This is a genomic window from bacterium (genome assembly GCA_036504735.1).
In the GTDB taxonomy this organism is placed as follows: domain Bacteria; phylum Electryoneota; class RPQS01; order RPQS01; family RPQS01; genus DASXUQ01.
Window position 1 is genome coordinate 81,530 of record DASXUQ010000017.1, and the last position, 24,459, is coordinate 105,988.

Annotated in this window: 14 protein-coding genes; 1 reads left to right on the forward strand and 13 read right to left on the reverse strand. The window is 59.1% G+C overall.

Features of this window, described 5'->3' with window-relative positions; translation table 11 throughout:
- Positions 1–111 precede the first annotated feature (111 nt).
- Positions 112–3,084 (reverse strand): PEP/pyruvate-binding domain-containing protein, encoded by a 2,973-nt coding sequence (locus VGL38_13045; GenBank protein ID HEY3296347.1) that lies wholly within the window; start codon positions 3,082–3,084, stop codon positions 112–114.
- A 94-nt stretch (positions 3,085–3,178) separates the two neighbouring features.
- On the reverse strand, positions 3,179–4,585 hold the full coding sequence (gene gdhA, locus VGL38_13050; GenBank protein ID HEY3296348.1) for an NADP-specific glutamate dehydrogenase: 1,407 nt from the start codon (positions 4,583–4,585) through the stop codon (positions 3,179–3,181).
- Between the two features lie 675 nt (positions 4,586–5,260).
- Here gdhA and VGL38_13055 point away from each other — a divergent pair.
- Positions 5,261–6,124 carry a metallophosphoesterase gene (locus VGL38_13055; protein ID HEY3296349.1) on the forward strand — a complete coding sequence of 288 codons (864 nt, stop codon included), beginning with the start codon at positions 5,261–5,263 and terminating at the stop codon, positions 6,122–6,124.
- Between the two features lie 23 nt (positions 6,125–6,147).
- Here the strand turns inward: VGL38_13055 and VGL38_13060 are convergent, their stop codons facing one another.
- From VGL38_13060 to VGL38_13110, 11 genes are all read right to left on the reverse strand, one after another.
- The gene (locus VGL38_13060; protein ID HEY3296350.1) at positions 6,148–6,831 is read right to left on the reverse strand and encodes a hypothetical protein; all 684 of its coding nucleotides are present in this window, start codon (positions 6,829–6,831) and stop codon (positions 6,148–6,150) included.
- Positions 6,832–6,932: 101 nt separating this feature from the next.
- Positions 6,933–10,124, reverse strand: coding sequence for a PEP/pyruvate-binding domain-containing protein (locus VGL38_13065; protein HEY3296351.1), 3,192 nt, complete (start codon positions 10,122–10,124; stop codon positions 6,933–6,935).
- Positions 10,117–11,874, reverse strand: coding sequence for a PEP/pyruvate-binding domain-containing protein (locus tag VGL38_13070; protein HEY3296352.1), 1,758 nt, complete (start codon positions 11,872–11,874; stop codon positions 10,117–10,119). The genes VGL38_13065 and VGL38_13070 overlap by 8 nt, the downstream gene beginning before the upstream one ends.
- 149 nt (positions 11,875–12,023) lie before the next feature.
- Positions 12,024–13,310, reverse strand: a complete 1,287-nt coding sequence (locus tag VGL38_13075; protein HEY3296353.1) for a Glu/Leu/Phe/Val dehydrogenase — start codon at positions 13,308–13,310, stop codon at positions 12,024–12,026.
- A 127-nt stretch (positions 13,311–13,437) separates the two neighbouring features.
- Positions 13,438–13,695 (reverse strand): hypothetical protein, encoded by a 258-nt coding sequence (locus VGL38_13080; protein ID HEY3296354.1) that lies wholly within the window; start codon positions 13,693–13,695, stop codon positions 13,438–13,440.
- A 327-nt stretch (positions 13,696–14,022) separates the two neighbouring features.
- Positions 14,023–16,701: a Ser-Thr-rich GPI-anchored membrane family protein gene (locus VGL38_13085; protein HEY3296355.1), complete on the reverse strand. Its 2,679-nt coding sequence runs from the start codon at positions 16,699–16,701 to the stop codon at positions 14,023–14,025.
- An 87-nt stretch (positions 16,702–16,788) separates the two neighbouring features.
- Complete coding sequence (locus tag VGL38_13090; GenBank protein HEY3296356.1) at positions 16,789–19,860, reverse strand: C25 family cysteine peptidase; 3,072 nt, start codon at positions 19,858–19,860, stop codon at positions 16,789–16,791.
- A gap of 298 nt (positions 19,861–20,158) precedes the next feature.
- Entirely contained in the window at positions 20,159–20,863 is a 705-nt protein-coding gene (locus tag VGL38_13095) for a hypothetical protein (GenBank protein HEY3296357.1), read from the reverse strand.
- Entirely contained in the window at positions 20,860–21,576 is a 717-nt protein-coding gene (locus VGL38_13100; GenBank protein HEY3296358.1) for a hypothetical protein, read from the reverse strand. Before VGL38_13100 ends, VGL38_13095 begins: the two co-directional genes overlap by 4 nt.
- 28 nt (positions 21,577–21,604) lie before the next feature.
- Positions 21,605–22,990 (reverse strand): hypothetical protein, encoded by a 1,386-nt coding sequence (locus VGL38_13105; protein ID HEY3296359.1) that lies wholly within the window; start codon positions 22,988–22,990, stop codon positions 21,605–21,607.
- Positions 22,991–23,006: 16 nt separating this feature from the next.
- Complete coding sequence (locus VGL38_13110; GenBank protein ID HEY3296360.1) at positions 23,007–24,446, reverse strand: hypothetical protein; 1,440 nt, start codon at positions 24,444–24,446, stop codon at positions 23,007–23,009.
- Between the last annotated feature and the right edge of the window lie 13 nt (positions 24,447–24,459).

Genomic DNA, 24,459 nt, shown 5'->3' on the forward strand with positions numbered 1-24,459 from the left:
ACACGAAGAAAGGGCACCCAACGGGTCGCCCTTTCTCATTATCCCAGCGCGGCAAAGCCGATACGGGTGCAGGGCTTAGCCCTGCCGGCGAAGCCGATACAGGTGCAGGGCTTAGCCCTGCGGTTTGAGGATTACGCCCTGGTTGCGGTGGCCGTTCATGCGCACCGTGAGGGGAGAGCCGAAATGCAGATGCCGGACGAAACTGGTTTCTTCGACGGCGGGCTGCTCCTTCAGCCATTGCCAATCGAGCAAACCGTCGCCGCTATCGGGATTGACGGTGAAATAACCGATGCGATAGGCGATGATGTTCTGAAAGAAATGCGCGCCTTGCGAGGGCTCGACTTTGAAATCTTTGAAGCCGGATTCGATGATGATTTTTGCTCCGGAGAGTTGGTCCCACGAGGCGGGAATGCCCAGCCACGGATCGGCACTCCCCCAGCGGCCCACGCCGATCAGCAGATACGGAATGTCCTTCTCCAGCAGCACGGCATTGAAATGCCCTACGTCGCGCGCGACGTCATGGCTGCGGCTGCGGTCAAAGCTGTCGATGTCCACCACCACAATGTCCCGCAGATCATCGACTTTGCCGACGCCCAGCACGCGCGAACTGTGGCAGAGCAGAGTCTGCGGTTCGTGGTCGCCGATCTCCAGTTCCTCCAGTTCACGGCTGAGGACGAAGGGCCGTACCTGCAGGATGCCGAATTCCCGCGGAGTGTCGCGTGGCACAGAGAGATTGACGGCGAACTCGATCTCTACCGGGCCATTCATTCCCCACGTGCCCATCTCCAGAACCCGTGTGGCGATTTCCGGAAGCGGAAAGAGTTTGTGCTTGAGGATCGGTGCAAAGTTCACCAGACGCATGCCTTCCCGGCCAAGGCCATCGTGCATGGAATCATCTTCCACACAATATGTGGAGCCCACGGCATGCAGCGTGCCATCCCGCTCGGCGGTATCCAGCGTGTACTGCTCCAGATCGATCTCCTGTGCGGGATCGTGGCTTTCGGTGCTGTCGCAGACCTTCAGAGCGTAAAAGGACTTTTGCGCGTATTCGAGCAGATCCTGCGTGGTGGAGAACTGCATCAGGTGGCGCGGATATTTGGGGCAGAAACGCATGGCGGAGCCGCCTTCGACGACGGTTTTGCCCAGACCGAGCGCCACCACCACGACGCCATCTTCAGAGGTGAGAGGTGGCGCGGGATAGAAGTTGTGGGAGCGCGCCACGCCGGAGACATCGGGGTAGAAGCGGGAGCCATGACAGGCGCCCATGAGCTTCTGAATGATGACCGCCATCTTCTCTTCTTCGAGACGGTAGGGAGTGGAGCGGATGTAACGCCGCGCTGCCGGGGAAAAGGTAGAGGCATACACGCGCTTGATGGCGGCTGCGAGCTGCTCCAAACGTACATTGGAATCAGGATCGTTGTTGGGCAGCATGAAGGTACGGTAGACGCCGGCGAAGGGATGGAATTGCGAATCTTCGAGCAGGCTCGAGGAGCGAATCGCGAGCGGGTATTGCGCCACATCGAGCAGCACCGCCAGTTCGGCCAGCAGGCCGGCGGGGAGGTTGGCCTCGAGGAAGCGGCGTTCGATATCTTCCTCTTCGAGCGCCGAGAGTGCGAATTCCCGCAGATGATTGTCATCGAGGAAGCGGTCGAAGATGTCGCTGCACAGTACGACACAGGGCGGTACCATGATGCGGATGTGGTCGAAGTTCTGGCCGAAATCGTAGTGATGCAGCACATGATTGGCAAAGGCCAGTCCGCGCGCCTTGCCGCCCAGAGAGCCGCTGCCGATGCGGGCAAAGCCGTCCGCAGGATCGAAGACTTCCCGGCTGAAATCCGATACGTGCCCCCGCGCGCGTTCGATGCGGAAGTTGCCTATCGACTGAACCAGATCGTTGCGCAGGTCTTCAAGGGTCGGATAGTCGGAAACCTTGCGCGGCTTAAGCATGTCGGCGAGTTCGAATTCGGTGCGCGCCTTCAGCCAGTTGGAGAAGTGATCGCGTTCGGCATGGTAGCGGATGCTAAGCGCGTCCACGGTGCGGAGTTTCTGCTCCAGTTCCCGCATGTCCCGGGCACGGGCGACCTCCCGCCCATCGGGCAGATGGAAGACGAAATCCCCGAAGCCGAAGGCGACTTCCATGAAGTGCCGCAGATCGAGCAGTAAGGTAGGCGAGGATTTGAGCGCGAACTGCACGCCAAGCTTGCCGGCCAGCGCGGCCGTGTTCGGATTGGATGATTGGAGCAGGACTGGAATATCGGGCCGCCGCGCTTTAAGCCGCTGTACGAATTCCGCTCCGGCTTCGGGGTTGAGCTTGCCATCTTTGGGAAATTCCACATCGGAGATGACGCCGAGCACGGAGTGCTCATAGCGGGAATAGTAGTCCCACGCCTCTTCGAAGTGATCGCAAAGCAGAATCTTGGGCCGTGCGCGCATGCGCAGCAGCTTGTGGTAAAGGTTGACACTTTCGGAAATCAGGCTCTGCGAGTGCCGCATCAGCTCCGTGTAGGCCATGGGCAGATAGGAGGAGTAGAAGCGGATGTTGTCCTCGATGAGGAGAATCGTTTGCACGCCCATCATCGACGCATCATGCTCGACATTCCAGCGGTCTTCGATGTATTTGACGATGGCGAGCAGAATTCGAAAATCTCCCTGCCAGATGAAGACGCGTTCAAGCAGCGGTTCCGTGCGGATGCGCAGCAGCTCGCGAAACTCGCGGTTGTCGAAGGCCAGCAGCACTACCGGCATGCCCGGCCGCAGGTCCCGCATGGCGCGCACGAAGTCCAGCACGGGCAGATCCCCGAGATGCATGGTGGTGATCACCAGATCGAAGCACGGATTTTCGGCGGCCAGTTGCAGCGCCTGTGAGGCATGGGAAACGCGGGTGAGATTGGGCTCGCGGCTGAGGTTCAGCTCCATGAACTCGGTGGTGAGCTGCTCGTGAAGCTGCCCGTCCTGCGCAAGGAGGAAGGAATCATAGAGGCTGGACACGACGAGAATCTCCTGCACACGGAGGCGCATGAGATTCTGAAAATCGGTGGTGCGGTTCTGGGAACCGAGCGGTGGAAAACGGTCAAGATCGGTCATGGGGGAAAAGGTGTTGTTCCGCTAACCCTGTGCATACACCACGGCGCGGAGGGTTGCCCCTCCGCGCCGCTCGCACTGACCCGTCAGCATACAATTAGATGAGGCCCTGATCCATCATGGAATTGGCGACCTTGATGAATCCGGCAATGTTGGCGCCGTTCACATAGTTGCCGGGCGTGCCGTATTTCTCGGATGCGTCCACGCAGGATTTGTGAATGCTCTTCATGATTTGATGCAGGCGCTGGTCCACTTCCTCGCGCGGCCAGCTTAGGCGCATGCTGTTCTGCGACATCTCGAGACCGGAGGTGGCGACACCGCCGGCATTGGCGGCCTTGCCGGGTCCGTAGAGAATCTTCTTGTCGATGAAGAGTTCCACGCCGTCGGGGGTCGTAGGCATGTTGGCGCCTTCTGAGACCACGTAGACACCGTTCTTGAGCAGATTGGCGGCGTCATGGGCATTGATCTCGTTTTGCGTGGCGCTGGGGAAGGCGCAGTCGGCCTTGTGATCCCACAGCGGATTGTAGTCCAGCTTGGAATCCACCGGGGTGTAGGTGGCCGTCTTGAACTTGGTGGCATACTCCTGAATGCGGCCACGGCGCACGTTTTTCAGATCCATCATGAAGGCCAGCTTGTCATTGGTGATGCCTTCGGGATCATAGATGCTGCCGTTGGAATCGGAGCAGGTGACGACCTTTCCGCCGAGCTGGTTGATCTTCTCGATGGTGTACTGCGAGACGTTGCCGCTGCCCGAGACGAGGCAGATCTTGTCGCGCAGCGTCTGGCCCTTGGTGGAGAGCATTTCCGCCGCGAAGTAGACCGCGCCGTAGCCGGTAGCTTCGGGACGAATCAGCGAACCGCCCCAGCCGAGACCCTTGCCCGTAAGCACGCCGGTGAACTCATTGCGGAGTTTGCGGTAGGTGCCAAACAAAAAGCCGATCTCGCGCCCACCCACACCGATATCACCCGCCGGAACGTCCGTGTCGGGGCCGATGTGACGGAAGAGTTCCATCATGAAGCTCTGGCAGAAGCGCATCACTTCATTGTCACTCTTCCCTTTGGGATCGAAATCGGAACCGCCCTTGCCGCCGCCCATGGGGAGCGTGGTGAGGCTGTTTTTGAAAACTTGCTCGAACGCGAGGAACTTGAGAATGCCGAGGTTCACCGAGGGATGGAAGCGCAGACCGCCCTTGTACGGGCCAATGGCGCTGTTCATCTCGATACGGAAGCCGCGGTTGACATGCACATCACCCTGATCATCCATCCAGGGGACGCGGAACATGAGGACGCGTTCCGGCTCCACGATGCGCTCGACGATCTTTGCCTTGCGATATTCGGGATGGCGCTCGATAACGAGTTCCAGAGACTCGACGACTTCCTGCACCGCCTGATGGAATTCGGGCTCGGCAGGATTCTTGGCCTTGACCATGGCCATGATTTCAGTCACGAAACCGGACTTTTTCTGGGTCCCGGTCTTGGTTGAGACTTCGGAAACGGTAGGCATGAACTACTCCTTGCTTCTGGTGTTAACTTATCTTAACGACAAGCAAAAAAACACAGAGATCAGACTGCCGTCTGAATAAGGCGTCCCGCTTTTGGGGTCACTTCCGTCGCCCGCCAGCAGTCCGTAGAGTAGCCGTTTCCGGGGTCATATTCCGTCGCCCGTTACGGCAGATAGAAATCTATCGAGAGATTCTACTGTCCGTGAGGAGGGAGGGGCTTCCGCAGTCGGGGTCTTTTCCGTCGCCCTTTGCGGTCAGCAATTTTGCGCCGACGGGGTCTTTTCCGTCGCCCGGTGCACAAATGGTAGGGTCCGTGGGTTAGGCTGCTACTGAACACTCCTTCTGATTGGGCGGCGCGGAGGCATAATCCTCTAAGATTCTGCCGGTTGCCGCAGGTGATACGCATTGTGAAAAAATGCGCATTTGGTGTAAAAACAGAAACTAAGTCTGCCGCTACGGCGAGCGTAATCGGCCCTGATGCGGCAGTTTAGCTTGACAGTACAATATGCGAAATATAAGGTAACTTGTCAAGTGATAAAACTATATCGTCCATAGGGAGTCATGATAAACTCAGTTCACGAAAAGCAAAGACGAATCTTCGGCACGGCACTTGCAATATTGCGGGACAATGCGTTTATTAACAAGTACAACGCACATTTGATGGGCATAGCATAAGTGTGATCAACTCATTCTTCACGTCGGATCTGCATGGCCACCCGCATCGCTATGAAAAACTCATCGCGGCTATCGAGCACGAGACGCCCAAGGCGGTCTTTCTGGGAGGCGATTTGCTGCCGCATCATCTGGCATCGCCCGCTTCGAGAGGCATTGTAGATCAGGACTTTATTGTCGACTATCTGGTGCCGCTGTTTGCCGAACTGCGGGGGCGACTCGGTGAAGCGTATCCGGCGGTGTTTGTGATTCTCGGCAATGATGATCCGGGCTTTGAAGAAGAGATGATGCTGGCCGGGGAAGAGGCCGGGTTGTGGAATTACGTCCATAACCGCTGCTATGAACTTGAAGGCTTCCCGGTTTACGGCTATGCCTTTGTGCCGCCGACGCCGTTTCTGCTGAAGGACTGGGAGCGGTATGATGTGTCGCGGTATGTGGAGCCCGGATCGGTTTCACCCGAAGAAGGAATCCGCACAGTGGCCGTTTCGGACACGGAGAAGAGATACGGCACCATCTGGAGTGATCTGGCGGCGCTGGCCGGCGAGAGCGATCTTTCCCGCGCGGTATTTCTGTTTCATTCACCGCCGCACGACACGCCGCTGGACAGAGCCGCACTGGACGGCAGAAAGGTGGACTATGTGTCCATGGACGTCCACGTGGGCAGCATCGCGATTCGCCGCTTCATCGAAGAGCGCCAGCCGCTGCTGACTCTGCACGGGCATATTCACGAATCGGCGCGGCTGACGGGATCGTGGCGCGAGCGGATCGGCACCACGCTCTGCTTCGGCGGTGCACATGACGGGCCGGAGTTGCCGCTCATCCGGTTTGATCTGGAGAATCCGGAAGGGGCGACACGGGAACTGCTTTAGCGCCCGGCTTGCCGGGCGACGTTCTATTCGCCCACCACAAGCCGCAGAGTGTCGCGTCCCGGTACACCGCGGCTGTCGCAGACGCTGGCCCAGACGAGGTTCTCGCCGGAGTGACGGAAGGTATAGCTGACGCGATAGAGCCAACGACTCATATAATAGAGCGTGGTGTCAAACCCCGCATAAAAGATATAGCCATTCCCTTCGCCGGCGAAGGTGAAGGTGGAGTCCACCATGCCGTATGGACCGGGGTACGTGTCCACCATCAGCGTGCATGGCAGCAGGGCGCGGACCGAAGCGGATTGCACCTGTATCCGTAAGTCCGGCGGCGGGTCAAGGCGGGCTCCGATGGTGATTTCATGGGTTGCAATCTGTGGTTCGGACATGCCATCGCCGATCCGCGCCGTTACGAAATAGGATCCGGTCTCATAGAAGCAGTGGGGCAGCGAAAAGGTGCGGGGGCGCAGTTCCGGGAGCGAGGTGTCCACATGCCCGGCGTCCTCGAAACAGATTTCGAACAGACGCACGGGATTTGTTCCATTGGTGACAGTGAAGGTGAAACTCACGGAATCGTCGGGATAGGCGAGGTCAGGTCCTGAGATCTCTACCGTGGAGGGAGTCGCGTCCATACGTCCGCGATGATCGGCGCAACCATAAAGTATACTCATCGCCAGCAGCAGCAGTCCGGTGAACGTCCATCGATTACGCATTTTTACATTTCCTGTGTGTGCAAAGTTCACGGGGCCACACCCCAAATGGTCGTGATGCAAGCGGGACCGATACGGATCCGGTTCCGGTCTTCCTTCATCCCTCATCCTTCCGCCTTCATCCTTCTCTTCAGGGGCAGAGGCCGGGCGGCATCGGTGACGGCGCCGATTTTGGCGGCAAAGGGGCCGCGGGCGGCAATGTCCTGGTCGGTGACGATGTGGGCGTCGAGCAGTTTGCCGCTGCGGTATCCGGTGCGCAGGTAGTTCATCTCATCGAGGCAGAGGCTCCAGCCTTCCAGCCATTCTTCCAGCATCTGCCGCTGGCAATCATCACCCGCAAAATGTACCAACAGATCAATGTCACTGCCGGGTCCGGCGGTGGCATTTTTTGCGCTGCCGAAGACATACAGGGCCTTGACGCCGAAGCGGTCCGCGTCGAGGTGCTCGGCAATCTTCTCGGCCATCTGCAATCTCCAGCGCCAGTGCTCTTCGGCGGGCTGTTCCGAAGCTGGCGGCATGTAGCCGCTGCGCGATTCGACCGTGGCGGCGGGGCGCGCCAGAATGCCCACGGCCTGCTCCAGATCGGCGTTCATCAGAATGCGCAGGATGCGTCCATTGGCGACTTTCGGCACATCGATCACGCGGATGATCGGTGCCAGGTCCGCGTATTCGGGAGCCAGATCGGCCAGCATGTTCGGCGAGCCGCTCAAGAACTCCTCGTTGAACACCACGTCCGGATCATCCGGGTAGAGCGGCAGATAGCGGATGGAAGATTCCACCAGATCCTGAAAGAAATGAGTGCCGAAGGAGAGGTCGGGAATGTAATTTCCCTGTTGGCGCGCGATTTCGATCAGCATTGCGGTGTTGGAAATATCCGAATAGGTGACACTGACGCCGAGCTTGACATCGCCGCGGCTGCCCCAACGGCCCGGGCCCATCAGCACGAACTGGCGTTTGGGAAGAGTCTTGTTCAGAAATCCGACGGCGCGCCCGACGGCGGTCAGTGTAGCCAGGTCGCGGATCTCGCTGTAACGCTGTGGGTCGACGTAGACAAGGTGAGTGATGTCGGGAGTCTTGCCGTTGGAAACATAGCGATTCGCCGAGAAGATCATGCTCTGGGGTGGAATGTCGGTGGGGATCACCGCCGGAACGGCATCCTCGCTGTAGCTTTGCGGGCGGCACTGCAGCAGATAAAAATCCTTGCCGTCGTGGGCGAATTCGATGTCCACCGGAGTGCCGAGTTTGGCTTCAAGCGCCCGGAGGATGGTTTGCATCTGCTTGATGAACGGCGTGCGGGAGATCAAGCCGTCAAAGGTCACTACACACTCATCGCGCCGGGGATTGAAATACAATCCTGTCGGAACCTGCAGCGTGTGCTCCTTGTAAATGGATACGAGCTGATTCAGCCAGGGAATTTCGTGACCGTATTCGCGGACGAAGCGGCGGACGTCCACGGTCTCGAAGGAGTTGGTCTCGAGATTGATGACGTCCATCTTGTTGGGCGAATAGCGCACCACCTCTTCGGGAGAGACATTGACTTGCAGGCCGGGCTGTCCGGGGGCAATGAGCACCGGGTAATCATCGCTGAGGCGGTCGACCGCACGCGTGCCGAGACCCGGCACCATGCGAATCAGGCCATCCTTGCGGCGGATGCGCGGCGACCAGCGGAACTCATTATTGCTGAAGGCGACGCCCGCAAAGGCCGGCAGAAAATACTTGCCGATCTGAGTGCCGACCACCTCTTGAATCATGATACCCATTTCTTCGCGGTAGTCGAGCAGGCCGCGCTCAGCGCGGTACTGAATGGGATCGGGACCGAAGGTAGATGAGTAAACCTCGGCGATGGCGTCCATCAGGGCATCGAGCCGCTCGCGCTTGGTGCCCTGATTGGCGAGAAAGAGGCTCTTATACTTGCCGGAGAATGCGCTGCCGAAGCGGTCTTCGAGCAGGGAGGAGCTGCGGACAATCAGCGGACGGTTGCCGAAATCATCCAGCGCCATGGAAAGCCCTTGAACGATCTCCGGCGTGAAGGTGGAATGCTTGAAGACCTGCACGATCTGGCTGTACTCGCGGCGGATCTCATCGATCTCTTTGTACTTGTGCTCGACCAGTTCCTCGAGATTATTGTAGGTGACAAAGCTCAGGAGCGTGTCGGAGGTGATGTACCACGTCTTGGGGGTGCGGATCTCGCGGAGAATTTCGGCGTCCTGGCTGATCTTGCGGATAATGCGCGAGGCCAGAAACAGTCCGGCGCTCTTGCCGCCGAGCTTGCCGTGGCTGCCGGCGGGGAAGACCAGCCGCTGCAGCAGCTCATAGAAATCCCCGACGTCCACAAACTGCTTGGCGACATTGATGTATTCGAGCTGATCGGTGAAAAAGCGGCGGATGAGGGAGACGCGCACCTCCTTCTCGGTGGTGTCGGAGAGTTCGATGCCTTCCGAGGAGAGGGCGGTGAAGCGGCGGATGGCGTCGGAAATTTCCGTGAGGGACGTGCCGAAGCTTTCGAGGGCGGTAATGAGGAAGTTGGACTTGTCTTCCTGAATCCATTTCTGAATCCAGGAGAGAATCTCCGGATCGCTGTAGTATACAGAGGCAATGTCGAAGACTTCCTCATTCAGCCGCGCCGACATGTCCAGGGTTTTGCGCATGGGACGGTTCTCATCGGGCGCCTTGCCGTCGTTGCCCCGTTCTTCCACCAATCGCTCCTGCAAAGCCTGCGCCTCGCGGATGCCGCTGGAACAGAGCCGCACGAACATCTTGCGGGAGATGCGGCGGTAGAGGTTCTGATCGGTGCGCCGCAGCAGATCCGCCACCACGCGCCACTCTTCCTTGCGGCTGTGCGAGAGGTTCTCCTTGGCGGATTCCCAGTCCTTCTTGACTTGCCGCAGCGTCAGGTACTGGATGAAGTGCCCGATGCGGTCGGCGATGGTGGCAATGAGCTTGGCCTCCTCTTTCAGGAACGGCCCGATGTCCGCCGTGGGCATCTCCCGCGTGTAGTAGACCTCCACGCTGCCGACAATAGTGTCCTGCAGAGAAATATCGGAGCATTGTCTCCACGGCGTTGGCTGGAAATTGACCGGCGCGTAGACGGAATCGTTGCAGATGATCCGCGTCTGACAGACATCCGGGTACTGCCAGCCGGGTGGAATCGCGCGGATGATCCCTTCGAAGACCGCGTGCACGTCGGCCTCGGGATCGGTGAGCAGTTCCTCGATTTTGTACAGGCAGTTCAGCTCCTTGGCCCGCTCCTGCAGCGCCCAGAGCAGTTTGTCAATCGGCCTCGTCTGGTCACTCATGATAGATCACTCCCCGTCCGCTTCGACCGTCTACAACGATGCGCAAGGGTTTCTCCAGATGCACGTGCCTGACGAACGGTGTTTGGGCCACCGTATGCTGCTGATCCAGCCAATCCCAATCCACGTGATACATGCCGTCATGCCGCACGGCAAAATAGCTCACCTGAAAGCTCGAAAGATTGTGGAAGAAGTGGGAGCCCTGACTCAGGTCCACATTCATCTCCGGCAGAGTGGCTTCCACAATCGCTTTGGCTGCGGAAATATCGCTCCAGTTCACAGGGATCCCCAGCCACGGATCGCTGCTTCCCCAGCGACCGAAGCCGACTAAGAGATAGGGACGTTTAGCGTCAACAAGGGCGCGATTCATAGTGGCGATCTGTGCGGCAACCTGACGGGTGTGACGGGCTTCAAAGACCTCGGGCCGCACGTAGATGACGTCGCACAGGGTGTTGACCGTGCCGTTGCCAAGCACCGTGGAGGAGGCGGCGAGAACATTGGGGCCTTCCAGGTTCTCTTCCTCCAGATCCACCTGCTCATGGGAGACCATCATGGGCCGCACCTGTAGAAAACCGAAACGCGGCGGCACCCGGCGGCGGGAATCGAGCGTCATGGCGAACTCGATCTCGACGGGCGCGCCGATGGCCTCTTCGCAGCGCTTCAGCAGGCGCTTCAGCAGATTGTTCAGTGGCACTTCGTTCAAGTCGAGAATCGGCGCAAAATCGAGCACACGCGGGCCATCCACGCCCGTGCCGGGGGAGAGACGGTCGGAGGCGGCGTCATAGGTGGAGGCCACAAAGCGCAGCGCGTCGTCTTCCTCGGCTTCCCGCAGTCCGGGTTGCAGCATGTATTCGGTTTCTTTGATCGGGTCGAAGGCCGGCGGCTTGCCCATATTCACGGCCCAGAATTCCGACTGCGTGAGCTTGACCATATCCCGCGCGGAGGCGAACGGCGGCCGGGTGCGGGGAAAGGCGGGAGAATAGGTCCAGACCACGCCGCCGTCGACGATGGTTTTGCCGAGGCCCAAAGCCAGATCCACCACGCCCTGTTCCGGTTTGGCGTGTCCCTGCGGATAAAAGTTGTAGGAGCGCGCGACACCGGAAAGGTTGGGATAGAATCGCTCCCCGTAGCGCTGGCCGACGACTTCCTGAATGATCACCGCCATCTTTTCGCTCTGGATGGACTGCTCGGTGCTGCGGATGTAGGCCTTAGCTTCCTGAAAGAAGGTGGACGCCCACACGAATTTCACCGCTTCCACCAATCGGCGGAACCGGGCATCGGGATCAAACGGGTTATTGGGAATCATTTTGGTGGCGTACACCCCGGCGAAGGGATGATAGAGCGCGTCTTCGAGCAGACTGGAGGAACGCACGGCCAGCGGCTGATGCACTTTGCGGATGAGGGCCATCAGGTCGCCGACGAATTCCGAGGGGAAATCGGCCTTCTGAAAGGCATGGGCGATGCGGTCATCAGGAGCGTCCGAGAGAGCAACCTCATAGAGCCGGTTGCGGGACATGAAGGCGTCGAACACGTCTGTCGTGACCACCGTAAGGCGCGGGATGTTGATCAGCAAGTCGCCGAAGTCATCGGCACTGAACCCGCTGGAGAGCAGAGCGCGCGCGAACGCCAGCCCGCTGGCTTTGCCGCCGAATTCTCCCGATCCGATGTAAGTGAAGTCCTCACTCGAATCGAAGAACTCGCGCTGAAACCGCGCGGCGTGATGTGGGGTGGAAAATTTGCGTTGCTCAGGCATTCGAATCACCGAAGGAAGAAGGAAGACGGAACAAGGATGAAGGAAGAAGGAAGACGGAACAAGGATGAAGGAAGAAGGATGAAGGATGAAGGATGAAGTGAAGAATGAGATCACCTCTCATCCTTCATCCTTCCGCCTTCATCCTTGCCTTACACCCATCCTCTATCTTTGCAGGCTTGCGCGACGCGGCTGACGGCAATCACATACGCGGCGTCGCGCATGTAGAGTTTGCGTTCGCGGGCCAGTTCACTGACGGCGATGAAGGCGCTGGTCATGGCGACGTCGAGCTTGCCCAGCACTTCATCCTTTTCCCAGTAATAGTTCATGTTGGACTGCACCTGCTCGAAGTAGGAGCAGGTCACACCGCCGGCGTTGGCCAGAAAATCGGGGATGAGGAAGATGCCACGCTGCTTGATGATCTCATCGGCCTCGGGAGTGGTAGGTCCGTTGGCGCCTTCGGCAATCAGACGCACGCGCTTGCCGATCTTGCCGACGTTTTCGGTGGTGATCTGGTTTTCGATGGCGCCGGGAATCAGAATGTCCACGTCCTGCTCCAGCCAGGCATCGCCGCCGAGGACTTCATAGCCCAGTGCGCGTGCCTGCTCTTTTTCGATACCGCCGAAACGGTCGGTGATGTCGAGCAGTTGATCAAGGTCAATGCCGCCGGCCTTGCGGAAGGAGTAGGAGGTCTGATCCTTCTGATCCCAGCAGGACACACAGATGACCTTGCCACCAATCTGCTGCAACAGGCGGATCGCGTACTGCGAAACATTGCCGAAGCCCTGCACACTGGTTTGGGTTTCCTCGGGCCGCATGCCCAATTCTTTCAGCGCCTCGCGAATAGTGAAGACGACGCCGAAGCCGGTGGCCTCGGTGCGGCCCAGCGAGCCGCCCATGCCCACGGGTTTGCCGGTGATGAAGCCCGGGAAATGCCCGCCGTGAATGTGCTCATACTCATCGAGCATCCAGAGCATGTGCTGCGCGTTGGTCATGATGTCCGGCGCGGGCACGTCGGCCAATGGTCCCACCACCTTGGCAAGCTGCCGCACCCAGCCGCGACAGATGCGTTCCTGTTCGTGCGGGGTCAGGTTGTGCGGATCGCAGATGACGCCGCCTTTGCTGCCGCCGAGGGGAATGTCCACAACCGAGCATTTCCACGTCATCCACATCGCCAAGGCGCGCACGGTGTCAATGGTCTCCTGCGGGTGAAAGCGGATGCCGCCTTTTCCCGGGCCGCGCGCATCATTGTGCTGGACACGGAAACCGCGAAAGATGCGCATGGTGCCGTCATCCATCCGCACGGGAATGGTAAAATGGTATTCGCGCAGCGGCTGACGGAGCATTTCCCGCGTGGCGCTGTCCAGCGAGAGAAGATCCGCCACCCTATCGAATTGCGTTTGAGCCATTTCAAACGGATTGAAAGCACTGCTGCTCATAGGGCACCTTCTGTATGTGTGGGAAGGGGAAAATGCTGAAAGGCTGATAGAAAAAGAAGAGGCTACGGGATGGGAGATAGAAAGCCGGGTCTGCACTCAAAGAGGAGCACGACCCGGCTTTTACGATCTACCGAAAATCCGCGCAGCGCCAGACGCCGCTTTCGGGACGCACCCGGGTGCAAACGCTTTCGGCGTCGCACTGCGGACACAATCCCATGTCCGTGACCTCATGCCATTGCAAAGATTCGTGCACGGTTCGGGAGGGCGCATAGGCGTAGCCTTCGAACTGCGCGCAGTCCATCACGGCGGCGCCGTGATGATTCGAACATTGCGGCCCGTACTTGCAGGAAACACAGATGCCGCGAATCACCATCGCTTTCGACATACCATGGCCTCCTTACAACGAATCCGGCTTTTTAGTCCACTTGTAATCTAAGAAGAAAGTCCTGAAAATCAAGTGAAAGTCTCCGCAAGATCAATCTCTGCCTGACCCTGTCTAAAGCTACCAGCGAATCCCATTGGGCATCGCGAAACCTCTCGAAACCGTAAAGATTCAAGAGCTTATTCCACACGGATAACGGCATTTGCCGCTGGAGGAGGCATGTCTATTTGTTCAAAGCGGATCGACGGCGGGACATGAAAACGGCCACGCGAACTCGAGGTTGCCCTCTCCGCGTGGCCGCAATCCGACCTGCTGGCTGCAAGCGGTGGTCTAATTCGCGATGGGCGACACCTCGTAAAAGCGAATGGCGTTGGTATTGGCCCCATTGACAATCGTGTAACTATTGGTCGCAGCGGTCCCTTCAAGCGTGTTGAACGGCCCACTGGGGGTGGCTGAACTATAAACGCGATAGTGGGGCGCACCCAGATTCGCCCACCGCAGCACGACGTCATTTCCGTTGCGATAGGCGGTAAGGCCGAAGGGAGCGCCGTTAGCCCGGATCATCCGGTTGCCGGGATGGGCATTGGTGCTCACCACGCTGTCATCTTCGCTATGCCAGTGATTTTCGCAGGCATCGAAGAAGTAGGAGCGGTGATTGCGCGCGCCGTTGGCGTCGCGGCCAAAGGCTTCATAGCTGCCGAACTCATTGTTGGCCACCGCAATGTAGAACTCCGGAACGCGAATAATGGGCGCGGTGCCCAGCGTGTCCTTGAAGGTGACGGTGGTCCAGTTGGTGCCTGTGGGGAGTCCGCCAACGACGTTGCCCACGGATCCGGCAAGGCGGCTGTAGATCACCGTCCCGGGCAGGCCGCCGGGGCCATCGGCGGCGTAGATCGTCACCTTAATTGGCGTGTGGGTCTGTTCGGGAAGGCGGCGCGAAATGGCAATCTGCGCGCCGCACAAGGCGTAGGGAGTGGTGACCGGACCGAATTTTACCGCCCACTGATAACGCAGGCTGTCGGGCGCGGTCACCCAGTTGAAGCTCTCCGCCGTGCCGTCGTCATAGGCCAGAGTCTGCGGACCCGGTGAATAGACATTGAAGCGGTAGAGGCCCGTGGGGGCATTGGCCGGCACAAACGCGGTCAGTCCGCCGTCATCGGCAGCGCGCAGGTAGTAGTCGTAGGTGCCTTCGGTCAGCGACGCGAGGCTGGCCGAATATTCCTGATAGTTGGCTGTTGCAGGAAGCAAGAGAGAATCGAAAGAGGCCAATCCCCGTTTCCGGTAGAACATCTTCACGGAAGCGATGGACAGCGTGGCTCCCGGATCGTAGGCGTTTGCCACGACGGTTCCGGTATGCGGGGTGATGTCGTGCAGCGGCGTATGGCGGAGCACCGGGGCGAGGTTGGGCTCCTGAATCACGAAATTGGTGGCGGAAAAATCCATCGCGGAAGGATACACTTCACTGGTCACGCGAATGCGGGCCAACACGCTGCCGGGAGGCAGAACGTGCCAGGCATAGGAGCCGCTGTCGGGAAGGTTGCTGCCGATCAATTCCCATGATCCTGTCGGATAGTTGCGGTTCAGATGAATATCCACCGAACCGGAAAGATTCAGCGACGTCCAGCGGATCATGCCGGTCTGCCCCGCGACGTACGTCTCACCGCCATTGGGTGCGGTCAGCGTAATCTGCCGTGCGGTGAGGGTAAAGCTTGCATTTGAGGTGTCGCCGGCCAGAGGATGTACCGTGCCCTGGACCCGCAGGCGCGCGGCAGTGGAAAGCGGCGTGGTGACGGTCCAAGGGAACATGCCGCTATTCGGCGTACTGGCGGCAATGGTCTCCCATGCTCCGCCCGGATAGGTGCGGTTCAATTCCACGCGCACGGCTTCGGTCATGGCGGGCGCAAGCCAGCGAATGGTGTCGACATCGCCCGCGGTCCAGGTTTCTCCGCCGTTCGGCATTGTAACAGCCACGCCGCCGATGCTGAAGACCGCAGCAGAGGTGTCGGCCACCAGCATCTGTGTGGCGCCGGACAGGCGAATCCGCGCGGCAGCACTGCCCGGGGACGTCACCGTCCAGGTGTAGCTGCCCGTATTGGGCACATTGGCGGCGATGGTTTCCCAGGCGCCGGTGGTGGAATCCCGGAGCAGCTCGATGTTCATAGTCGTCGTAAGACCCGACGTCCACGTGATCGTGTGGGATTCTCCCGCGTACCACTGCTCGCCGCCGTTGGGAGCCGTCAGAGAAATCGTACCGGAACTGGAGCCGATGTGCTTCCATGTGGCTTGCAGAATTTCCCGCGTGGAGACATTCTGCACATAGGCAATCACGGTGCAGTTCCCCAGCGGCCAGAAGGAGTTGGCGTTGAGCGTTCCCGCCATGTGATAGGTCTGTCCGGCAGCAAGGGAAAATCCCTGGCCGGTGCTGGCATCGGGATACACATCCCGGAACGGCTCGGGAAAGGATAGCTCGCCATTGGGTCCGGGAGGCGTCGAATAGGTGATCACGTCATTGACCAACGCTACAAACAGGCGGTTGTCACTCCCGGTCATGGCTTCATCGGCAGTCACTGAGGCGACGAAGCGAAAGGTGTTGCCGGTGCCCATCGCTGCCGCCACGGAGAGGGTGCAAGGCGACGACACGGCATAGCGGGCGCGAATGGCGGCGCTCAGTGAGTCGGCTTGAGACATGTCCGGTTGCAGCAGATAGTCCACAAACAGAGCCGGAACATCCCAGACGCCGTAATAGTTGGTCCGGGCCTGTGCTTCCGCCGCATTCCATTGGTAGAATGGATCGTCGGTGCTGGGCCACCACGCATGGTAGTTGATGCTTACACAGGTGTCACGCGTCATCGCGGTGATCACCGTGCGGATCCCCGGATTGTACAGCGAACAGGCGGAGCATCCCGAGTTGGTGAACTCCTCAACCAGTACGCACTGGCGCGGTGCGGCTTCTACGGTCAAAACGCCAAACCACAGAATCAGAAATAGCAGCCCAAAATGCAGTTTCATATATCTTCCAGGGAAAGCAGAAAACAAAGGGCCAAAGCGAAAAAGCGAGAACGAAAAGCGGGCATGAATCTTGAGCATCCATCCGGATCAGGGGAGGGAGGATGCCACCACGAAGTAGAAGCGTTGCAGTTGGTGCGCGGGCATGGCGAAGCTTGCCGCGGAGGTGGTTCCTTCCAGGTCGGTGAAGGGTCCGCTTGCGTTCGCCGCGCTGTAGATCTTGTAGAATGGCGCGCCGGTGGGGGCCCAATACAAGGTGGTGTTGGCCTCGTCCGTAACGATGGTCAGATTGGTCACCGCGCCGGGGGTTTGCGGTTCAGGCGGCATCCAGAGCAGCGCAACGTCATCGATGTACCAACCTTCGCGAGCCGTGGCATTGTCACTGCCGAAGCGAAAACGCAGCCGCACCGAATGGCCGGTGAACGCCGCGAGGTTCATACTCACCTGTGTCCAGTCGAGGCTGTCCGAGTAGACAGGTGTGCGTCCGGCAAAGGGACCGGAATAGGAGGATGTGCCGCGCGTGTATTTGTTGTAGCCGGGGCTCAGAGCGGTTAATTGCTGCCAGGCCGCGCTGTCCACGGAAATATCCACCGCGCCGCCGTCGTAGGCGGAATCGGCGTACGTTGCCGAGCGCTCGGCGCGGATCAGGTGCCAGAAAGTGAGTGTGGCATCTCCCGCAAGGAAGATGGCCGGGCTGACCAGGCCGCCGTAAGCGTGACTGGCATAGCCCCCCGTTCCGGTGTCACCGAACTTCCAGGCATGGCCCGCGCTGTGACTGCGCGCAGCCGAAACATGCCACTGGTCCATCCAGCCGGTCTGAATCGCGCCGACAGTCCACTCACCCGCGCCCGATTCCATATTGTCGGAAAAGAGTACGCCGAGCACGGAGAACTGATAAACTGGGCTTGTCGCCGGATTGTGGTTTTCCGACGAGTCCGTGGCAGTGACATAGTAGAATAGACGGGTTCCCGCCGGATAGCCGCCGCAGCTTGCCGTCCAGGAAAAGCCTGTGTCACGCACCATGGGCTGGGTGTTGAACGTCGTGCTGTCGAAACTGTAATGGAAGATGGCGCCGGCGATGCCTGAATAGTCACGAATGGTGGCGCGCAGCACGTAGGGACCGGCCGCATCGCTGGTGGTCGGCAGTGGCACGAAGGAAATCGTCGGCGGATACACATCGGGACCGGAGGCGATGACCGGTATGTCGGCAAGGAACGTCAGCTTGTTGAAGGCGGTGACGGTCAGGACGACATTCTGGCCTGTCGGCAGGTCGCCGTTGATGGTGATGACCGCACTTCCTGTGGCATCGGTGTAAGCCGCGCCGTACAGCACTCCGGCCAGGGACAGGGCACAGAGCGCGCCCGGCACGCCATTCACGGATACGGCATAGGAGGGTTGCCCGAAGGGGATCTGTCCATCATGGGAGACGGCCATAGCGACGGGAGTCGCCGTGCGGATCTGCAGTGACGGATCTCCGAAAATCTGCCACGTGTTGAACATGTCCGCGCCGTCGACGCCCGGGTTCAAATCCATCATGCGGCAGGAAGAATTGTAGCACAAACCGCCGACGGTGGTCTTGGCGCGGGCGAGGAGCAGATCGGTCTCTTCATCCTGCGCGTCCATCGGGGGATTCCACGACTGGTTGATGGACGACATGTAGGTGGCAATTGCGCCGATCGGCTGACCGCCGCGGGTCGAGCGCATCCAGGCTTCTGCAAAACAGGTTGCGCCCGCAAATTGTCCGTTCACACAGGCAACGCTGAAGATAAACGGCAGTAGGTTATCATTGGTCAGCGCGGCCACATTGCTGTTGGAGAAACCTGTGGTGCCCCAACTGGTCTGGCTGCCATGTCCGGTATAGTTGATGATGCTGCGGCCCGCATTCAGCGCGGCGCTGACCTGCGCCGCTGTGGCGCCCGGATCGAAGATCTGGTCGATGGCGGTGTAGGTGAAATTCAGCAGATCGGCGCGCAGGTTGCCTTCATGCACGTAATCATATTCCCCGCCGTTGTGCCCAGGTCCCTGATCCGATCCGATGCAGGTTCCGGCGTGGTACCAGGCCGCGCCGGCCTGGGCGTCGCGTTCATATTCGACGCTGCGTTCCACCTGCGTCTGCACATCCGCCACACTGGCCGCAGAAAACCGCCCGACAAACACGTCGGGATAATCATCGCTTCCTGCCAGTTTGGAGTATGTCGGATCGGAGGAGCCGGTGGAGGCGGTGGGGGTCGCAATCTGCTCGGCGTCTCCCACCAGCAGCACGTAGCCGAGGTCGTGTGTGTTGTAGAAATTCTGAATGTACGCCCGGATCGCCGTGGCGGTGTTACCGATGGCGGACACGTTCACAATGGTTGTGGGGATGCCCTTCTGAATTTTCCAGTTGGCAAAGGGCACGATGGCCGTGCGGAAGGCGTCGTAGCAGATGATCAGCATCTCGCCGTTTTCCGGCACCGGAGTGTAGAGCAGCGCCGTGTGGTCGTAGTTCAGGAAGTGGCGCTGATAGATCCTTTCGAACTCGGGATCCACCTTGCGGAAGGGGCGAACGCGAGCGAGCATGTTCTCGCCGCCATACCCTGCGGCGCTGATTTCCACCGTCACCGAGGTGTAGACGCGCAGCGTCTGCAGAGCGGGATTGTACTGGAAAGCATTGAGGTCGATTACAGCGCCGCGCAGGTCCCGCAGGACATAGGGTGTGCGCAGTGAGGCGAGATCCCGGGGATACCATGCCGCCTGCTGATAGACCGGGCCGAAGACATACGCCACTGTGGCGGGATCCACCGTCCGCAGCAAATTGCCCTTGGAAGGCGCAACGGGCGTGCTGGTGTAGTCCACATAGTCGGAGGAGATCATGCGGATCTGCATGTCGGCATCATCGGGAATTACGATGCTGCGGGACAGGCGCGGCAGAGCAGGCGCTCCGGCCTCCAGTCGCACCGACTCATGCCCGCACGTCAGAGTCACGTAGTCCTGCCCGGCGATCTGGATGTCATCCCGCGTGAAGCCGTCCACATCAAAGCGCACTACGGTGCGGGCGGCGCTGGATTCGAGCACCGTCACCGTAACGTCCTGTGGCCGGGTCTGACCGGTCAGCACGTGTTGGGCGGCCATCAGCAGCATCGGCAGGCACAAAGTGAGCACCACAGCGAGAGAAAAACGCTTCATGGGCAGGTCCTCAGGCGGGTCGGGGTGTAGCGTATCGGTGGGCGAAAATGAGGTGAATTCCGGACAACGCGGTATACAGTCCTTGGCGGAACGAGCAGTTCCACCGCATGAAGAAGAATTTAATTCAATTTCAATTGTTTAACAAGTGGAAAATCCGCATCACCAAAAAAGCCGGGCGAGCCTCCCCAAGGAAAACCCGCCCGGCTACAGGCTGCATAGAGCTATCTGTCAAGTGCTTAGAGTTAATGTGACTCGACGTGTACGATTACAATTTTCCTTTTTGCCGAGGCAAGGATCCTCATTGTGTGGAGTATTCGGCGGTGACATGGTAGAAGCGTTTGGCACCCTGTGGCGTCAGATCGTAGCTGTGCTGCGGTGCGGGGATGGTGGCTTCAAGGGTCTCGATGGTGCCGGGCGTGGATGAGGAGTAGATGTAGTACTGGGTGGCGCCGAGGTCGGGCCAGGCCAGGTGGATAAGATTGCTTTCGGGGATGAAGCTGCAGGTCAGCGCCATCGGGTCCGGCTGGGCGGTGGTGTAAATATTTACCGTATGCTCGTCCGGCACCCATGTCATGAATTCCGCCGGATGCATCGGGCGTTTGATAATGGACTGCAGCACTCCCGTGATGCGGGACGTACTGTCTATGAATGAACCATCCGAGGCATCATAGACGCGGAAGCGGTTTGGAGATGCGCCGTAGACCAGCAGCCTTTCATTACCGCATCCCCCGATGGTTCCGGTGTAAAGGCCTCCGTGAAGGATGGAATCCTGCCACAGCAATGCATGGGTGGTGGCATCGAACGCCAGCGCTCCGTCGCCGCTTCGTCCAAGAATGCGACCGGTGCCGTCTCCGTCCTGCTGGGCAAGCGCCGTCAGGCACCCGACACTGTAGTCACGGCTGGTCAGACCTGAGGCGCGGTCATATCCATTCACCCAGCAGGAATCGTAACGTTCGTTGCCGCCGTCGCTGCTGGTCCACAGATAGTGATGCTGGCCGGTCACGACGAAGCGGTTCTGGCCGGGGCTGACGAAGGGGGAGATATCAATTCCTGAGCAGATGGGTGATGGGCCGAAGCCTCCGCTTGACACGTTGGCTCGCAGGACTTGTCCGTACGATTCGTTGCTGCCGGATACTCCGCACCACCGTCCCAGCGATCGGCGTCTGTCTCACGGTAAATGACAAATATGTCTTGCGCGGTTTCGGGGGGCGGCGGCCACGGAAGAATCTTGTCGAGGGTGCGCATTTCGCTGTAGCTGTACATGCCATAGTCCTCCCAGCGGCTTCCGGTGCAACTATACGCTCCGCGGACTTGGCCTGTGGTGAGATCAATCAAGAAGAGGTACAGTAATCGAATGACCCCAAATTCGTCCTCCGCTTGGCTGTGCAATACGACATACAGATGGTCCGGTTGGACATTCAGGCGCAGCAGTTTGACTGCATTGTGCTGTGGATGCAACGGAAGTCCGCTATAGGAGAACAGGCTGTCCGATATGAGCCATCTTCGGATGGAGTCGCCCACTGCCGGGCAGTACACTATCGTATCCGCATTGAGGGCTGCCCAGCCGAAGGTTGTGTCACTCACCCAGTGTTGGACGTCGAGACCCCACGCCGACGGAACATAGAAGGAAGCCTTCAGGTTCAGGGGGATCTCTGCGCGGGCGGTAAGGCAGAGTGTCACCTCGATGATCAGCAGCAGTGCTAAGGTTCGTCTCATATCTGGCGGTCCTTGGTTAGTGGGCGGGTTACTCCGCCGTGACGAAGTAGAAGCGCTTGTTGCCCTGTGGGGTCAGATCATAGCTATGCTGCGGTGCGGGCACAATGGCTTCGAGGGTTTCTGTGGAACCGGGCGTGGGCGAGGAGTAGATGTAGTACTGGGTGGCGCCGAGGTCGGGCCAGGACAGGTGGATGAGATTGCTTTCGGGGATGAAGCTGCAGGTCAGCGCCATCGGGTCCGGCTGGGCTGTCGTGTAGACGCGGACCGTCATGGTGGCCGAATCACAGGTCACGAACTCGGACAGGAAACCGGGGCGCTTGATGAGGTATTGCAGATTGCCGAGCATGTTGGCGGTGCTGTCCAGAAACAAGCCGTTGGCGGCGTCATAGACATGGAAGCGGTGCGTCTGTGCCTGATAGGCCAGCAGACGCTCGTTGCCGCTGTCGCCCAATCGCGCCGAATAGAGAGAAGTGGCAACCGTAGTGTCCTGCCATAGAATCGAGTAGTCATCCGGATCGAGCGTTTGCACGCGGTACGGGTAGCCCTTGCTGTAGACAATCACGCGCTCTGTGCCGTCCGCATCCTGTTGCGCAATCGTCCCATCACACCCTAAGGCGTAATTCGGCGCTCCCTGCGAATTGACCGGAATGAGCGTATTCACGAGGCAACTGTCGAAGCTGTGTTCGTAGTCGTAATCCGTGCTAAGGTGGTGCGACCCATTGTAGACAAACCGGGTGGGGTCGGACTCCATGAATGCGCTTACCTCGTCGCCACAGCCGGCATTGAATTGGGGGACGTCAAACGAGGTCGGATTGTAGAAATAAAGCGAGCCGTAGGACTCAGTTCGCGAACGTGTCCAGTGCCCGCCATCGCTCTCGGAGTGTTCGCGGTGCATCACGGTTACGGCGACCGTTCCGGAAGGGGCGGGGGGCGGCGGCCAAGGGAGCAACGACGCAATGGATTCGCCGTAGCTTTCCCAGTACATGCCTTGCCCAAACGACCCGGAGTAGCCGAAGGAGAGCGCATCGAGCAACTGACCGGCGGTGAGATCGAAGGAGGCGAGGAGCGTCTCATCATCATCCTCATACGATTGGTAGTTTGCTCCGATGACGCATGCATGCGTCGAAAGGCCGGGCACCCGAATCAGATGCAGGTAGTAATGAGGCCAATGTGTTTGTCCCGGAAGGATGCATGTTATGACCGTGTCCCCAAGTTGGGGGCAGTACAGTACTGTATCATGTCTGGAATGTACCCAACCGAAGGTGGAGTCGCTCATCCAGTGCTGAACATCCCAGCCATCAGCGTAGTCCATTTGGGGCAGTTGGATCGTGGCCTCCAGCATGAGGGATATTTCGGCGTGGGCCGCAAGGCAGAAGGAGAATAGGATGATCATCAGCAGTACGGTGCGTCTCATGCACATGGTCCTTGGGTTAGCGTGAGGGGTACTCGGCGGTGACGCGGAAGAAGCGCTGGGTATCCTGCGGTGGGAGATCATAAGACAGCACACCGGTGGCCACCTGTGCGATCTGCACATAGTCTCCGTCGGCGGACTCTGCCGCGTAAATCCCGTAGCCTTGAGCCATGGCTACGGCACGCCAGCGCAGGCGCAGCAGATTGCTTTCGGGCAGATAGTAACAGGTCAAAGCAGCGGGGAGAGCCAGACCCGAGGTGTAGACCCGCACCGTGTTGCCCTCACGGGTGACGATCTCTGCGAGATGATCGGGGCGCTTGATAAGATGGTCAAGGGTGCCGAGGACCGGAGCGGTTTCATCGAGAAAAGCGCCGCTGGCGGCGTCATACACGCGAAAACGGTGCGCTGTGCTGTCAAAAGACAGCAGGCGTTCATCGCCGCTGCCCGCAAGTTCTGCGGTGTAAATATCGCCTGCGATCGTATTGCTTTGCCAGAGTGGCGCATACGTTGTGGCATCCACAGCCCAGACCCGGTTGTCATCGCGCGCGATGATGCGCGAGGTGCCGTCGGCATCTTGCTGAGCGGCAATGCGCGCTGTGGCACATATGTCCGTCGTCAGGTAATGCCGTGGGCTGGCGCCCGGCACTGATCGATAGGTATTGACCCAACACGTGTCTGTTGCGGTGCCTTGACCTTCTTCATTCTGGAATGCATGCGCTGAACGGCCAAACAAAGCTAACCGGGAAGGGCTTGCCGGGACAAAGGGGACAGCGCGATCCGCCGGTGTTACGGATACTAGAGCCCGTGACGGGAGGCTGTTCACGTCCGCATAGACGAGTCCGCCGAAGTGGTCGCCCCAAGAATACCCTCCGGGCGATTCGCCATTGGTAGTCTGAATAGATGTGAAGGACAGGACAGAGGAGAACGTTGGCGGGGGCGGCCAAACGCTCAGATCTTGAATCGTGACAACGGTTTGGTGATACGCTCCTCCCATGCTGTATGTCTGGTTGCCCGGTGTCCAGAATGTGTCCATGGCTTGCCGGGTCGTAAGATCAAAGAGTGAGAAGACACAGTACTCATTGTCGGGCATGACCACAAGATACCCGCGGCTTTCGAGAAGCACGTACGCGCGGTTGGAATCTGTGTCCATGCGGAGCAGGCGAAGTTCGCGAGGTGTAATGGGGTAGGGAGTGAGAATGTCTGGATAGGCGTTTGGATCCCACGCTTGCTGCGGGGCGGGAAATTGCTGCATCGAATCTCCCAACTGCCGAACGTAACAGATCGTAGTTCCGGCAATGCACGCCCAGCCAAACGTGGAGTCAGTCATCCAGTGCTGCACGTCCCAGCCGCCGGAGGCAGGAAGTTGGATGGTGGCTTCAAGGGTCAGCGGAATCTCGGCATGGGAAAGGGTCAGGCCAGTTAATAAAAATATAATTAATAAAATAGAAGACTGCTTCATGGTGACTCCAAGG